This window comes from Mycobacterium sp. (assembly GCF_035314665.1).
In the GTDB taxonomy this organism is placed as follows: Bacteria; Actinomycetota; Actinomycetes; order Mycobacteriales; family Mycobacteriaceae; genus Mycobacterium.
In genome coordinates this window covers 1-14,536 of sequence record NZ_DATFZD010000035.1, presented here as the reverse complement: position 1 = coordinate 14,536, position 14,536 = coordinate 1, and the positions used below count along the sequence as shown (strand labels likewise).

Below are 14,536 nucleotides of genomic sequence, written 5' to 3'. Positions count from 1 at the left end.
AGCGGCACCCGCGGTGACTCCCGCGCCGGCGGCAATGAGCAGAACGCGGGCGCCTGGCGGGAGTTCTTCGGTCGCACTACGGAGTGCCGCCACCAGCGAGGCGGTATGCATGCTCTCGTCGTCGGCGACGGTGATCCGTTCAACCGGTACTGCGAGCTGGGCGGCCAGTGCCGCGCGATAGCCATGTCGGGCCGGCGAGGCGACGATGATGTCAACGTCGGAAAGGCCGAGCGAGGCGTCCTGAAGGCAGCTTTGGGCGACTTGGGCGCCAGCCTCGGCGAATTGCTCGTCCATCGCGGCCGATCCACTGAATCGAAGCACATTGCGCGCGTCTTCGAGTCCTACAGTGGCGCGGAAGTTTTCACCGTCGTCGGGGATGTTCACCCAGTGCACACGGCCGAGTCCGAAGTCGTCTTCGCTCCAGTCGCACAACAGTGCCGCCCCGACGGGGGAGAACGGAAAGTGCTCGCTCATCCCGCGCCCCGGGTCGGCGTCACTCGTGACGACCAGGGCGCAATTGATGGTGTGTGACCGCAGAAATCCGTCGACGATCTGCAGCGCCGTGAGGACTCCGCACGTTCCGTTCGCTATGTCGAACGAGAACGTGCCGTGAGCGTCGTCATGTGGGTCCTCAGGGTTGGCCCCGACGTCCTCCTGGATGAGCGCCGCGAGGGCCGGCTCCGCGAGATTCTTGTCGCGGTAGATGCCGGTATTGATCAGAAGGTCCACGTCGTCGGGCTCTCGGCCCGCTCGTTGCAGACAGGTCTTGGCCGCCGCGACCGCCAGATGCAGTGCGCTATGACGGGTGCGCCAACCACCTCGGGTGACGTCGAGGCGTTCAATCACAGTGCCCATAGCGGCCCACCAAATCCTCGTCCACGGTGAGGAGAACGACGCCGATCTCCAGACCTGATGCCAGAGCAATCAAGGCGATGGTTTCGCCCGGCCGGATCCGCCCGGCTTCGAGTTCTTCCACCAGGGCCACGGTGTGGGTCGTCGACGCCGTGTTTCCGTACCGATCGACGGTGATCACGGCGTCGTGCTGTGGACTGTCACCGAATGAATCGGACATCGCGGCCATCCCCTTGCGTATCGCGCGGGCCGAGGTCTGATGCGTGATCACGTGATCGATGTCGTGTATCGAGATGCCGGCTGCTTCGAGGACTTCGTGCAGTAAGAGCGGCGTGTTGGCGATGGCTGCCCGCTGGATCCCGCGAGAATCGGTAAACATCCGGGCACCGGGATCATGCCCCTTCGGGTAGGCAAGGCACAGCCGGCTGTAGTCGGCAACCGTGGTGAATCCGGCAAGGCTGATGCCGCCAGACCCGGGGGTGGCACGTTCGAGCAGAAGTGCCGCTCCCGCGTCGCCCAGTGTCAGGCAGGCGAGTTCCTTGCTCATGATGTTGTGGATGTGCCGGGCCGCATTCTGGCCGAGCTGCGAGATGTACTCGCCGCTGACCACCAACCCGCGCTCGACGGTTCCCTGCCGGATCCAATTGTTGAGCACCGTGACACCGGTCAGCATTCCGGCACAGGCGTTGGACAGGTCGAAGGTCATTGCTTTGTCAGCCCCGATCGCCCGGGCAACGGCACTGCTCATCGTCGGCTCTACCCACTGCGTCAGGCCGCCGCGAAACTTCGTGATACTGCAACTGATCACCACATCGAGCGACGCGGCCTGCTGTTGTGCCTTGTCCAGGCAGTCCAGTGCCGCCGAGGTCGCGAGACTGTATGAGTCATCGTCTCCGATCGAGACGCGACGTTCATAGATGCCGGTCAGGCGTTCCAGATCAATGTGCGTGTGATGACGGGTGGTCGCCATCAATTCGTTCGTCGTGAGCACAGTGGTAGGCAGATGCCGCCCTGCTCCGGCCAGTCGGGTGCGAAACCGCGCCGAGGGTCCGGCACCCTCCATCACCAACCAATGCTTGGGCATTCGTCCCTCCTTCGCCTTCATAGGATGGGTCGCGACGGCAGCGGCTACCAGAGCATTTGGACCTTAATGAGGAGCAATTGAACTTCACCACGTGATGACATCCGGCAGATAGATCGGTGACTTAGGGCCCTCCGGACCGGGGAGTCGGTGGTGGAAGCTAGCGAAGTGACCGACACAGGAGCGCAACCGTCGGCGAAACGTGGGTGAACCCGCAATGGGCAAACGGTGCAACAGTCCCAATAAATGTGTTTCTCACTGACGTCTGACCTGCTGGCTGTTATCGCGCTGCTACCCATCGCTGCGTCATCGCTACGCGATTGAAACATCGACGCGAGCTGCTGTTCGCCTTATTGCCAACAGTTTCCGCGGTGCACCAGCTCATCGAGGGCGCAATATGGGCGGGTCAGGACGGCTACGTCTCGGCGGGGGCGGCCCACTTCGCGTGTTCGCCTACCTCTTCATCGCGCTACCTTTGCTTTCGACGCTCTTCACGGCTGGTCATGGTGCGAGCCGGGGTACCACGAGTGCAGGGACCCCAGCAGTGCGTTCTTCTTGTAGTGGTGATCCGTCATTCGCCGAAGGATGCTGTCGAGGACGACGACGGCGTCGTTGATATACGGCCCTTTGTTGAGCATCGCGCATTCGGCCTGTTCGCTCATTGCCGCATCGCTGATCTCTGCGCGCGAGGGATTCCCTGTCTTGGTGAGCTGTTCGAGTACTTGGGTGGCCCAGATCACGGGCAGGTGCGCCGCCTCGCACAGCCACAGAATCTCTTCCTGCAACTCGGCGAGGCGTTCGTATCCGCACTCGACGGCAAGGTCCCCCCGAGCGATCATCACACCGACGCGCGGATGCCGCATCGCCGTAAGCAGCAGTTGCGGAAGATGTTCGAATGCTTGCCGGGTCTCAATTTTCAGCACGATTCCCATTGAGTCGCCGCCGAGACGGCTCAACGCGTCGAGTAACTGCTCGACATCGGAAGGGTCTCGTACGAAGGACATCTCGACCAAATCGGCCAGCTCGACGACCGTTGACAGGTCAGATAGGTCCCTCTCGGTCAGGGCGGAGATCGGGAGGTTGGCGTCGGGCACATTGACTCCCTTGCCGGCGCGCAGACGCGACCCCGCGTCTGCCGCGTGGTCGATCCGTAACCTCAGCACGCCAGCACCGACGCCGACTACCTCGCCGCTGATCCGACCGTCATCGAGGTGCACCTTCTGCCCAATGTGAGCATGATCGAATATCTCGGGCAGCGTGCATCCAATGCGCGGAACACCCTCGGCGGCCACCGGTGCCGGCGAGCAATCTCTGGTCAGTTCGAGAATGTCTCCGCGATGTAGGACAAGGCTCTGTTCGGTTCGCGGAAGTTCTCCGAGGCGTGTCGAATCCTCGATGCCGTGGACGTGAAGCTCGGTTCCGGTTGCGAGGTAGGTTGTTTTGCCGACAGTCGCAACGAATCCGCTGGGGGCGCCTGGCGTCTGGCCAACGGCTTTCAGCACCAGCCTGCGTTTCGAGCCGCGGGTGTCGTGCAGACGCAGGACGTCGTCGGCGTGGCGGCGGCTGAGCCATTGCCCGGACACCGGTAGCGAAACCATGCCGGCTTCGGGTGGTTCAGTCGGGTCTTCCGCCGCAGTCAGCCATGCCCGCGCCGGGGCGGTTTCCTGCCCAAGCGCGTTCCTGCATGGCTGGAGTTTCACGATGCGCGGCCCGGGTTCAAGTGGTCCAGTCCGCAGCTTCGGTCCCGCAAGGTCCATAGCGACCAAGCAGGTTCGGCCGGTCGCTTCGGCCGCATGCCTGACATGCCGTGCCATGGAGCGCCATGCCTTCGCATCGTCGTGTGCACAGTTGATGCGTGCGATGTTCGCGCCGCGTTCCACCAACTCGCGAACCAAGTCGGGGTCGGTCGCAGCCGAGGAGGGCAGTGTGACCATGATGAGGGTCACGCGATCGACCGGCTCTGGGCCCAGCAGCTGCTGTGTTCGGTGGCGGAGCAGTTCGGCGCCGTCCTCGACGCTGGCACCGGTTAACGCAGGCTGTTGCCAGATGTCACCGAGCATGGCACAGATCGCCGACCTCACCAAGAGCAAGGTGGCCTCGACATGGGGCTCGCTGCGACCCAATGAGGACAGCCCGTATGCAGTGAGCCGGGCCTGCAGGTCGCGTAGATCGCATTGTCGAATTGCCCAATAGTGCAACATGTTTCGGGCACTCGATCGATTCTGGGTCGCCACACCGGCGAGCCACCCGGACCACAGTGATTCAGCTGTGGCCAATCGCGCCAAGAGGTCGTCCACGTCGTCACGCAACTGGCTCAACTGCCGGCTCGTGAGTTCAACGTCGATCTGCGTATTCGGCACCGGCGCTCCAAAGTATTCGATAGCGCCAACGTCTGGCGACGGACGGTAGCTATTGAGGGGCGATAGCTGTGAGACTCCCCAGCGGTCGCGACGGTGGCGTGCGTGGTGACCTCGCCAATAGGAGGCTGCGCCGACTCCGATGGCGTCCTGTCCTTGTCCAGCTCGACGTTACGGAGATCCCGACAACGGCCCTAGGGGAATTGGTCCCTGATCCCCGAGAAGAGGGCCCAGTTCGCGGCGATAGCTCAAGATGCGAGGACCTTGTCCTTGCTACTCGGCCCGAAGCCGACTATGACGCGGTACCCGATGTCGACGAGCTTGCTGACGGTATTGAACGTGCGGTGGCCCGATTGGTCGCTATCAGTGAAGGGGCATGCTGATCAGGGCAGCGGTGCTGACCAGCGCAGCACGGTGCCTCCGCCGGGAGCATCCGCGATGCTCAACGCGCCGCCGGTCTGCTGCGCGCGGTGATGCAAGCTGGTCAAGCCACTTCCGGTGATGCCGCCGGCGACGCCTCGACCGTTGTCGATAACCTCGATGCACAAGTCGTCCTCGACCCTGACCGTCACCGCAAGTGTGGTCGCGCCAGCATGGCGGACGGCGTTGCTGACCGCTTCGCGCACAACGGCTTCGGCGTGATCGGCGAGTGCAGCATCGACAACCGACAAGGGGCCCACGAATTGAACCGTGGTGCGCACTTCGGATCCGCAGAACTGCGCGACTGCGTCGTCGAGCCGCTGTCGCAGCCGGGTGATGTGCGGCGGTGCGCCGTGCAGGTCGAAAATTGCGGTGCGGATCTCCTGAATGACGCCTTGAAGATCATCAATGCTGCCGAAGAGTCTCTGCTGCACCTCAATTGATCGCGCCCGCGGAATGGTCCCCTGCAGAGCCAGTTCGACCGCGAAGATCTGCTGGATCACGTGGTGGTGCAGGTCGTGGGCGATCCTGTCGCGATCAGCGAGAATGTCGAGTTCACGCATGTCGCGCTGAGTTGACCCGAGCTGCCAGGCGAGCGCCGCCTGCTCGGTGAATGCGGCCATCATGTCGAGTTGCTCGTCGCAGAACGTCCGGGCGCCGTCATGTCGCAGCGCGACCAACACCCCGGCCACGGTATCGGTGGTGCGCAGCGGAAGCAGCAGCGCTGGGCCGGCATGTTGGACGCCGTCGATGGCAATGTCGAACTTGTTGAGTCGTCGAGGGGTCCGCTCCACGAAGGCCTGCCCGATCGGAGTACCGGCGACGGGGATGGCATGGGCCGACGCCGAGGTCATTGCAGCACCGGCGGTTTCCACGATCATCAGATCGGCCACCTCCGACGTGGGTAGGTCGCGGTTGACTGCGACGGCGACCAGTGTGATCTCTGCACCCGTCAGCTTCAGCGCTTGTTGGGCGATGGGCCGATATACCGTTGCGGGCATCGGTGCCGGAGAGTAGTGCGGTTCCAGTTCTGGTTCGAGGGTCCGGGTCGTCATTGTGATGCTCCCTTGGTCGACTCGCACTACCCGGTTCGAACCGGGACAGGGCGCAGCCCGCTCGTTCCCATGTGACGTGACGGTGGTAGCGGCCGGGAAGGACAGACCGTCATGGGGTTCCAGCGGCCTTGATGTCAAGTCCGGCAACCAGGCCGTTTGCGGGCGGCGGCCCGGGTTGCGTCGACGTGTCGGCCCCATTCGCGGTGGTGACCGGTTGGGGTGGCGCGGCGGCAACACTTTCTCTGGCGAGGAAGGTGCCCAGTTCACCGATCGCACTCATTAGCGGCGCCGGGAACACGATGGTGGTGTTCTTCTCCACCCCGAGCTCGACAAGCGTTTGCAGGTTGCGCAGTTGCAAAGCCAACGGGTGGGCCATCATCGTGTCCGACGCCTCACCCAACGCGGCCGCGGCCATTGATTCGCCTTCCGCCGCAATAATTTTGGCTCGTTTCTCGCGCTCGGCCTCGGCTTGCCGAGCCATCGCGCGCTTCATACTGTCGGGCAACTGGATGTCTTTGAGCTCGACCAGTGTCACTTCGACACCCCATTCGAGTGTTGCGACGTCGAGGATCTTTCGGATATCGGCGTTGATGGCGTCGGTCTCCGACAGCGCCTGGTCAAGGGTGTGCTGGCCGACGACATTGCGCAGCGTGGTCTGCGCGATCTGGTTGATCGCGGCGTGGACGTTCTCGATGGCGATCACCGACTTCACCGGGTCGACAACCCGAAAGTAGGCGACCGCCGAAATGTCGACGCTGACGTTGTCGCGGGTGATGATGCCCTGGGACTGGATCGGCATCGTCACAATTCGCAGCGAGACCTTCAACAGCCGATCGATGACCGGGATGATCAAGGTCAGCCCGGGGTCCTTCACACCCATCACCTTGCCGAGGCGGAACAACACACCCTTCTCGTATTGGGTCACCACTCTGATCGATAACGACAACACGATCAGGGCGACAACGAGGAGCACCGCAACCAGGATGATCAAAGCTTTCACAGCATGTCCTTCATAGGTATCGAGGAATCTAGGGTTTGGCCCTCAGCCGCGGATGAAGCCGTTGTTGCGCACGAGGAAGTCCGCGAGGCAGCCGATGTCGGGATCTGGGACGCCAGAAGGCATGGACAATCAATGGGTTCGGTCCGGGGCAGGGAAATGCCGGTGTTGGCACAGGAAACAAGTGAGGTGGTCACGGTGACCTGACGTGCATTGGATCACCGGCGTGTGAGGGTTCGGAGCCAATGCTCCTTGAGTCAAGCGGCGGACGGCTGAACTCATCCCAGACCAGCTGAAATTCTCAGCACCCTTGACGCTACACCCGTTGGACTGCCCGTGCGCGACAGTGTGCTTCTACGCTGTCGCTGCCGGCGTAAGATCATCCTGACAACCATCTCGTGACGGTTGCGCCATGGGCGGGTGCTGGGCTTCGGTGTCGATTCCCAGCCCCGCCAAAACTATTGAGCGCAGGTATGACGGAGTTCACCGAGGACGCCGACGGCTTACCGTTGGGGTCGCTGAGCGCGCAGCAGGCGACCGCTGATGCCGCCGACTTGCGGGCTGGGATCGACGATCTGGCGGGCTTGGTGGCGGGCAGTCTGGGGTTGCCTGAGTTGCTGACTGAGGTGTCGACGTTCGCGGTGCACGCGATACCGGGCGCCGACGGTGCCGGGGTTACCTTGTTGCAGGTCGACCGGGTGGACAACATGGTGGAGGCGTTGGCGGCCAGCGCCCCGTTTGTCGCCGAGATCGACGAGATTCAGTATGTGACCCTCAAGGAGGGGCCCTGCATTACTGCGGCACTGGAGCGGCGCACGGTGCGGTCTGGGTCGTTGGGTGGGGAGAAGATGTGGCCGCGGTTCGGTCCCCGAGTGGGCCGCTTGGGCGTGCACAGTGCGCTGTCGCTGCCGCTGCTGCTGTCGGATCAGGTGATCGGCGCGATCAATGTCTACGCTCACGGCAAAGACGTCTTCGATGAGCACGCCGCCGAACTGGGGGAACTGTTCGCCAAACCCGCTGCGGTGGCGGTGCATAACGCCCAGGTCCTCGCGCACGCGATGGCGCTGACCGCCCAGTTGCAGAAGGCGCTGTCGACGCGCCCGGTGATCGATCAGGCGATCGGCCTGATCCGGGGACGCAGCGGGCGCAGCGCCGAGGAGGCGTTCACTCAGCTGCGGACGATCAGCCAAACCGAACACCGCAAATTGGCTGAGGTGGCCCAACACATCGTCGATGAAGCCGTGCGCCGCGCCCGCGCCCGACGCAACCCGATCTGAGCCCGAACCACCAGGCTGGCCTGCGGCCGAACTGCCGCTGCACGGTGTGACGCGCGTAGGTTGGAGAGTGGGTAAACAGTCAGCGCGACGGGTCCTGGCTTGCGTCGCGCGTTCCCCACCCTGCAGGCGACTCGCCTGTTCGGCACCGGCAGGCTCGATCCGCGCTCGGGAGCGCCCAGCGGAGCAATCCCGTCATGAAGATCAGTGCGGCCCTGGCCGCCGATTTGGGCATCCTCACCGCCGCCCTAGATGAGCCCGGCGACGATGTGCTGCACAGTCTGCACCAACTGGGCGTCGACGCCCAAGCGGCGGTTCCCACCTATCTCGGTCTGAGCGTGACCGTCGACGGCGGTGATCCGCCGTTCACGTTCACCACCCTCGAGGACGGCACGGCTGACAATATTCGCACCTCGCTTCGGCTGACGCTGCTGGCCCGTGTCGGTGACGGCCGGGCAGCGCCTTCGGTTGCCCTCATCCTCTACGCGGAGACGCCGGGAACATTTGTCGACCTCACTGCCGACCTCGCGTGGTTAACCGGCCGTCCGCCCAGCGACTTCGCGCTCGATCAGCACCTGAGCGTCCCCGCCGGGTCGGACGCCGGGACATCTCTGCGAGCGGCGTCGGTCATCAACCAGGCCATCGGGGTACTCATCGGCCGCGGCTACACCCCGCGGCAAGCACAATCGAAATTGGACACCCAAGTCGATGGCGCGGGTACCGATCGATACACCACCGCGCAGTTCATCCTGGACACGCTCACAGTCGAGGACCCGGCCGACGGCGAGCGCGCCGATCGAGAGCCCAACATGGGCTGAGTGTGTGAACACGTAAAAACCGCGCTGCGCGGTGGCTCACTGTGCCCGCTCATATAGCGTCACCCCCCGATAGGCGCCGCTTCACTTCGCGCAGAAGGTTTTCGCTATAGGTGAGCTCCACGAACCGACGACAAGCCCAGTGGCAACTCAACGCCCAATCAGCCAGAGCTGTAACCGGCCGACATGCGCGGCACGCCTCAATCGCGATGAGGGTCACCGCCGCCGACAGTGAGCGGCATCTCTCAGGTCAGAATCTCGCCTGGGGTACCCGACAGGTGTAAAGTTGTTGCTGCTGAGCCCTTCAGCCAGTCCGGAAAGAGTTTTGGCTGTACGCCGCCGAACTTGATGAGCATCTGCTCGCGCCGCACATTCTGAATCTATCGCCTTGCGGTCAAGAAAGCATGATACCGGGAATACCTGGCTGCGCAACGAAAGACGCGCCGATTGGGCTGGGCAACGCCAAATCGCTTGAGGCCAAACTAAATAGCACCTTACAACGCTGACCCGGCCATCCTCCTCCCACATATCCACAGAAACTAGGTAAACGTCATGATCGGCCTCGGAATCCTCCTTATCGTCCTCGGGCTCCTCCTCCCTGCCCTCGTCCCTACCTTCGCCTACGCCCATATTTGCTTGGTCATCGGGGTCATCCTCCTCGTCGTCGGCCTGGTACTGATGCTGATGGGACGGATGGGACACGCCGTCGGCGGCCGCCGCCACTACTACTGACCGGCCCGATGTACTCCCCGGCTCGGCCAGCAGTGGCCGGCCGAGCCGGCTGATACGAACCTGAAAGAAAGGAAACGATGGCGATCACAGACGTTCCGGCCTTTGCTCACCTGACCGACGCCGACATCGACAACCTGGCCGTTGAGCTGGACGCGATCCGGCTGGACATCGAGGATTCCCTTGGCGAGCGCGACGCGCGCTACATCCGCCGCACCATCGCCGCGCAACGTGCTTTGGATCTCACCGGCCGGCTCATGCTGGCCGCGAGCTCAAGACGCTCGGCATGGTGGGCGGGAACGGTGACCCTCGGTCTGGCCAAGATCGTCGAGAACATGGAGATCGGCCACAACGTCATGCATGGCCAGTGGGACTGGATGAACGATCCCGAGATCCACTCCTCGACGTGGGAGTGGGACATGACCGGCGTGTCCAAGCACTGGCGATTCACCCACAACTTTCAGCACCACAAGTACACCAACATCCTCGGCATGGACGACGACGTCGGCTACAGCACCCTGCGAGTCACGCGTGACCAGCCGTGGGTGCCCGCCCACATCGGCAACCTGCTGTTCAACACCATCCTCGCGCTCGGATTCGAGTGGGGAATTGGCTTGCAGCCCATCGATTTCGGCAAAATCCTCAAGGGCGGCCCGGACCGGAAGACCACCCTGCTGCAGATCCGCGAATTCTCGGCCAAGGCCGGAAGGCAGCTCGGCAAGGACTACGTCGCGTTCCCGGCGCTTACCTCGCTGTCGCCGGCGGCGACCTACAGATCGACGCTGAAGGCCAACGTGGTGGCCAATGTGATCCGCAACATCTGGGCCAACGCGGTGATCTTCTGCGGGCATTTCCCCGACGGCGCCGAGAAATTCACCAAGACCGACATGATCGGCGAAACCCGGGGTCAGTGGTATCTGCGCCAGATGCTGGGCAGCGCCAACTTTGAGGCGGGGCCGGCGATGCGGTTCATGAGCGGCAACCTGTGCTACCAGATCGAGCATCACCTTTACCCCGATCTGCCGAGCAACCGGCTGCACGAGATCTCGGTGCGGGTCAGACAGGTCTGCGACAAATACGACCTCCCGTACACCACGGGTCCGTTCCTGATGCAGTACGGCAAGACGTGGCGCACCATCGCCAAACTGTCGCTGCCGGACCGCTACTTGCGCGCCACCGTCGACGACGCACCGGAGACCCGCAGCGAGCGGATGTTCACCGAGCTGGAGCCCGGTTTCGCAGGGACAGATCTGGCGACAGGGCAGCGCCGCGGGCTCAAGACCGCGATCGCGGCGGTCCGCCAATGGCGCCGCGACCAGCGCAGACGACCGTAATTACTGGTCAGTAACCTACGGGACCGTAGGTTACGTTATAGTCGGCTAGTAGTCGGGCCGGCATGCCAGAACAGCGTTGGATGGAGACGAGTTCACGTGACCGAGATGAGCTATCTCGATCTGCACGGTGAGCGTATTGCCTATCGGGACGCAGGGGCCGGCGAGGCGCTGCTGCTGATTCATGGCATGGCGGGAAGTTCGGCGACCTGGCGGGCGGTCATCCCTGAGTTGTCGAAGAAGTATCGGGTGGTGGCACCCGACCTGTTGGGGCACGGTGAATCAACCAAGCCGCGCGGTGACTATTCGCTGGGTGCGTTCGCGGCCTTGCTGCGTGATCTGCTCGATGAACTAGGCATCGGCCGGGCGACTGTGGTCGGTCAGTCACTTGGTGGCGGTGTGGCCATGCAGTTCACCTACCAACATCGCGACTACTGCCAGCGACTGGTTCTCATCAGCAGCGGTGGCCTCGGCCCCGACCTGAACTGGATATTGCGGATCCTCTCGGCACCCGGAACCGAGCTGGTGCTGCCAGTGGCCGCGCCGCAACCGGTGTTGAACGTCGGCAACAAGCTGGGCTCGTGGCTCAGGTCGGCCGGGATTCAGTCGCCGCGCGCCGGCGAGATATGGAGCGCCTATTGCTCGCTGTCGGATCGGCAGACACGGCAGGCGTTCCTGCGTACGCTGCGCTCGGTGGTGGATTACCGCGGCCAGGCGGTCAGTGCGCTCGGCAAGATACATGTTAGTGATGGACTACCCACCTTGCTGATTTGGGGTGAGCAGGACCGGATCATTCCTGTCGCCCACGGGTACGCCGCCCACGACGCCGTGCCGAGTAGCCGACTTGAGGTGCTCGCCGGTGTCGGACACTTCCCGCATGTCGAGTCCCCGACCGCGGTGGTGGACATTCTCGACGACTTCATCGCCACCACAGGGCGGGATGCCGACCTGACGAATCGAAAAACCTGACCAGAACAGTCACTCAGTGGGAACGGCCGGCTGATCAGATTGCTGATCGTCGGGTGCGGCGACATCTGCGCGGCGATCCGCATCGGTTGACTGCCACCGGCGGTCTTGCCGCGTTGTCGTTGGACGCATTGTCCAGCGTTGCCTATGGTCCCGAAGCGATCGTGCTGGTCTTGGTCGCCGCGGGCACGGCCGCGGTGCGGTTGACCCTACCGATCGCAATAGCAATGGGGCCTTCCCGCCGGGGTTCAGGACCGTCCGACAAAGCGCGGCATGCTCATGGCGTTCCGACTAAACATTGCCCGCGGTGTTCGCGACACGTCGCTCCCATCGACGGTTAGTTGTGGCGGCACCCCAAGATCCCCGGTAGTGGGTCATTTGAACCGGAGCTGCCCGGAGAGCGATAGGCCAAACGCGCGTGATGTGCGGTTAACGGTCGTTACTTGTGTTGGGTGGCGTGAGGGTCAGCAGGTAGTGGTCGATTGGTGCACGCATCGCCGGGTGGGCATTGAGTAGGTCTGGCAACTCGGCGACTAGCTTTTGGGCGACGGTCGAGAGCTTGACGTTGAGTTCTTGGGATCGCCACTTAAGGACTGCGAAGGCGGCATCGGCGCTTAGCTGGTAGATCAGCATCAGCATTCCCTTGGCCTGGTCAATGACCTCTCGGTGAGACACGATGACCTGTAACTCGTCGCTGATCGACTGCTGAAGATCGACGTTAAAGCTCTCGGTGATGTCGATGTAAAACCCGCGGGTAGCAACGATGCGGCCGTCCGCATCGTTGACCGGATCGCCCACGACTACCACCTTGCGTATGTCTCCGGTGGTCGTGCGGATTCTGTGCCGGCTACTGAACGGAGCCGCCGACTGCTGCAGGAGACTCTTGACGCGGGCCAGGTCGTCGGGATGCGCACAAGTCGCATATGTAAGTGTCCGTCTGTGAGCATAGATTCGCCAGAGCGCAGCGGCGTTTAACCTTCGACGAAGTTTCAGGCCGCCACCGGGCATAGTCGGGATAGTTCGATGCGACGATTCTGTCCGGCGCGGCTTTGCCGGATCAGTCGAGTAGCGCCGCAATTGTCAAGATCCACAGATCTTGACAATTGCTCCCGCGGGGTGGAGCGTCAAGTGAGTTGAGACTCTCAACCAGTTCGGAATGGGTTCAGCCGTCCGCCGCTGTCCTCACAGAGCGTTAGCTCGCGCCGAACACACCGGTGACAACCGCATGTCGGGGATCACCATGAATGCTCGTCCTAACCCCTCTATGCCGCCGGTCGGCGACTTTCTCTCCCAGCCATGGGAGAGTCACACCACACGATTAGCCTATCGTCGGCTGAGATCATCGGTAGCCGTCATCAGCGTCCGCGGCCACATCGATGCATCCAACGCCGACACTCTGACCCAGTACACCCTGGGGCATCTGACGGGTTGCCGCGGATTGATCATTGATCTGCGCGGCCTGGATTTCTTTGGAACCGAGGGTTTCTCAGCGCTGCACAGGGTCTCCGTCTGCTGCGCGCACCCTGGCATAGGCTGGGCAGTAGTACCCAGTGAGGCAGTCTCCCGGGTGCTGCGGATCGGCGACCCACAGGGTTTGCTACCCGCCGCAAGCACCGTCGAGGCAGCGATGGCGATCATCCAAGGCCAGCCTCACCGTCCACCACGCCCATCGCGAGCCACAGAGACCCCGGACAATCCTCGAGATGCCAACGCACGGTGTGCTTAGTCTGCGGCGGTACACGACAGGTCCGGCACGAACAGCGGCCCTTGACAGCAGCGATCGCCAAGCTCGATGGTCCTGCGTTGTCGGTGGTTGACCCCGGGGTTCGAAGATGCGAAATCTGAGGTTGTGGAGTTCGGCGCCGGCAAGGAATGTCGAGACCGCGTCGACCCCGACGGTTAATGTGTTGCGAGGGTTGGTGGCTCGCGCGACGACGCCGCTGCTGCCCGATGACTACCTTAAACTGCTCAATCCGCTGTGGTCTGCGCGGGAACTGCGTGGCCTCGTCGTCGATGTCCGCAGGGAAACCGAAGACTCGGCCACGGTCACGATCAAACCCGGATGGGGCTTTTCCGGCGACTATCAGCCCGGCCAGTACCTCGGCATCGGACTGCGGGTTGGTGGGCGCTGGCACTGGCGGTCTTACTCGCTGACGTCGATCCCTCGGCGCGACAAGAAGTTAATCGCGATCACCGTCAAGGCCACGCCCGAGGGCTTTTTGTCGTCACATCTGGTCAACGGCGTCGAGCCCGGCACGGTTGTTCGACTTGCCGCCCCGAGGGGCGATTTCGCTCTACCTGATCCGGCGCCGGCCAAGTTGCTGTTCGTGACTGCGGGCAGCGGCATCACTCCCGTGATCGCGATGCTGCGCTCGCTCAGACAGCGTGGCGAGAGTCCCGACATCGTGCATATCCATTCGGCGCACTCCGCCGGCGACGTGATATTCCACGACGAGTTACGTGCGCTGGAACGCACCCAGCCCGACTACCGGCTGCACCTGCAGCTGACAGCGGACATGGGCAAGGTCGACTTCACCGCGCTCGACGGCCTCGTCCCGGACTGGAAAGACCGCTCCACGTGGGCGTGCGGTCCGCCCGCCATGCTCGACACCGTCGAAAAGGTATGGACGGAAACGGGTATGCGGGACAAGCTGCACAC

At 63.1% G+C, this 14,536-nt stretch carries 12 protein-coding genes and 2 pseudogenes; 8 read left to right on the top strand and 6 right to left on the bottom strand.

Translation table 11 applies throughout. The features are described 5' to 3' along the window. The 5 genes and pseudogenes from VKI00_RS02730 to VKI00_RS02710 all read right to left on the bottom strand — a co-directional run. Positions 1-855 (bottom strand): 3-oxoacyl-[acyl-carrier-protein] synthase III C-terminal domain-containing protein (locus VKI00_RS02730; protein ID WP_324435150.1); only part of this gene is annotated, 855 nt, incomplete at its 3' end. Next, the gene (locus VKI00_RS02725; RefSeq protein ID WP_324435147.1) at positions 839-1,936 is read right to left on the bottom strand and encodes a 3-oxoacyl-ACP synthase III family protein; all 1,098 of its coding nucleotides are present in this window, start codon (positions 1,934-1,936) and stop codon (positions 839-841) included. The genes VKI00_RS02725 and VKI00_RS02730, both read right to left, overlap by 17 nt. A gap of 488 nt (positions 1,937-2,424) precedes the next feature. Beyond that, entirely contained in the window at positions 2,425-4,293 is a 1,869-nt protein-coding gene (locus VKI00_RS02720) for a pyruvate kinase (RefSeq protein ID WP_324435145.1), read from the bottom strand. 380 nt (positions 4,294-4,673) lie between these two features. Then, positions 4,674-5,733 (bottom strand): annotated as a pseudogene (locus VKI00_RS02715) (GAF domain-containing sensor histidine kinase); the annotation flags it as partial. 141 nt (positions 5,734-5,874) lie between these two features. Further along, the gene (locus VKI00_RS02710; RefSeq protein WP_324435143.1) at positions 5,875-6,765 is read right to left on the bottom strand and encodes a slipin family protein; all 891 of its coding nucleotides are present in this window, start codon (positions 6,763-6,765) and stop codon (positions 5,875-5,877) included. Between the two features lie 470 nt (positions 6,766-7,235). Here VKI00_RS02710 and VKI00_RS02705 point away from each other — a divergent pair, with 470 nt between their 5' ends. From VKI00_RS02705 to VKI00_RS02680, 6 genes and pseudogenes are all read left to right on the top strand, one after another. After that, the gene (locus VKI00_RS02705) at positions 7,236-8,039 is read left to right on the top strand and encodes a GAF and ANTAR domain-containing protein (RefSeq protein WP_324435142.1); all 804 of its coding nucleotides are present in this window, start codon (positions 7,236-7,238) and stop codon (positions 8,037-8,039) included. A 194-nt stretch (positions 8,040-8,233) separates the two neighbouring features. Beyond that, positions 8,234-8,854, top strand: a complete 621-nt coding sequence (locus VKI00_RS02700) for a hypothetical protein (protein WP_324435139.1) — start codon at positions 8,234-8,236, stop codon at positions 8,852-8,854. 549 nt (positions 8,855-9,403) lie between these two features. Next, entirely contained in the window at positions 9,404-9,583 is a 180-nt protein-coding gene (locus VKI00_RS02695) for a DUF6131 family protein (RefSeq protein WP_324435137.1), read from the top strand. A 77-nt stretch (positions 9,584-9,660) separates the two neighbouring features. After that, entirely contained in the window at positions 9,661-10,914 is a 1,254-nt protein-coding gene (locus tag VKI00_RS02690) for a fatty acid desaturase (RefSeq protein WP_324435135.1), read from the top strand. A 105-nt stretch (positions 10,915-11,019) separates the two neighbouring features. After that, positions 11,020-11,880, top strand: a complete 861-nt coding sequence (locus VKI00_RS02685; RefSeq protein WP_324435151.1) for an alpha/beta fold hydrolase — start codon at positions 11,020-11,022, stop codon at positions 11,878-11,880. Next, positions 11,877-12,107: pseudogene (locus VKI00_RS02680) on the top strand (hypothetical protein); the annotation flags it as partial. The gene VKI00_RS02685 and the pseudogene VKI00_RS02680, both read left to right, overlap by 4 nt. Positions 12,108-12,306: 199 nt before the next feature. Here VKI00_RS02680 and VKI00_RS02675 read toward each other — a convergent pair. Next, positions 12,307-12,885 carry a PAS and ANTAR domain-containing protein gene (locus tag VKI00_RS02675; protein ID WP_324435133.1) on the bottom strand — a complete coding sequence of 193 codons (579 nt, stop codon included), beginning with the start codon at positions 12,883-12,885 and terminating at the stop codon, positions 12,307-12,309. A 148-nt stretch (positions 12,886-13,033) separates the two neighbouring features. Between VKI00_RS02675 and VKI00_RS02670 the strand changes: the two genes are divergently transcribed. Then, positions 13,034-13,603, top strand: coding sequence for an STAS domain-containing protein (locus VKI00_RS02670; RefSeq protein ID WP_324435131.1), 570 nt, complete (start codon positions 13,034-13,036; stop codon positions 13,601-13,603). 106 nt (positions 13,604-13,709) lie between these two features. After that, a partial coding sequence (locus VKI00_RS02665) for a ferredoxin reductase (RefSeq protein WP_324435129.1) occupies positions 13,710-14,536 on the top strand: 827 nt, incomplete at its 3' end.

Bases quoted from the DNA above. Each gene is read 5' to 3' on its own strand.
- VKI00_RS02695 (WP_324435137.1), top strand. From the start codon at position 9,404: ATGATCGGCCTCGGAATCCTCCTTATCGTCCTCGGGCTCCTCCTCCCT.
- VKI00_RS02690 (WP_324435135.1), top strand. From the start codon at position 9,661: ATGGCGATCACAGACGTTCCGGCCTTTGCTCACCTGACCGACGCCGAC.
- VKI00_RS02675 (WP_324435133.1), bottom strand. From the start codon at position 12,885: ATGCCCGGTGGCGGCCTGAAACTTCGTCGAAGGTTAAACGCCGCTGCG.
- VKI00_RS02705 (WP_324435142.1), top strand. From the start codon at position 7,236: ATGACGGAGTTCACCGAGGACGCCGACGGCTTACCGTTGGGGTCGCTG.
- VKI00_RS02685 (WP_324435151.1), top strand. From the start codon at position 11,020: ATGAGCTATCTCGATCTGCACGGTGAGCGTATTGCCTATCGGGACGCA.
- VKI00_RS02670 (WP_324435131.1), top strand. From the start codon at position 13,034: ATGGGTTCAGCCGTCCGCCGCTGTCCTCACAGAGCGTTAGCTCGCGCC.
- VKI00_RS02700 (WP_324435139.1), top strand. From the start codon at position 8,234: ATGAAGATCAGTGCGGCCCTGGCCGCCGATTTGGGCATCCTCACCGCC.
- VKI00_RS02725 (WP_324435147.1), bottom strand. From the start codon at position 1,936: ATGCCCAAGCATTGGTTGGTGATGGAGGGTGCCGGACCCTCGGCGCGG.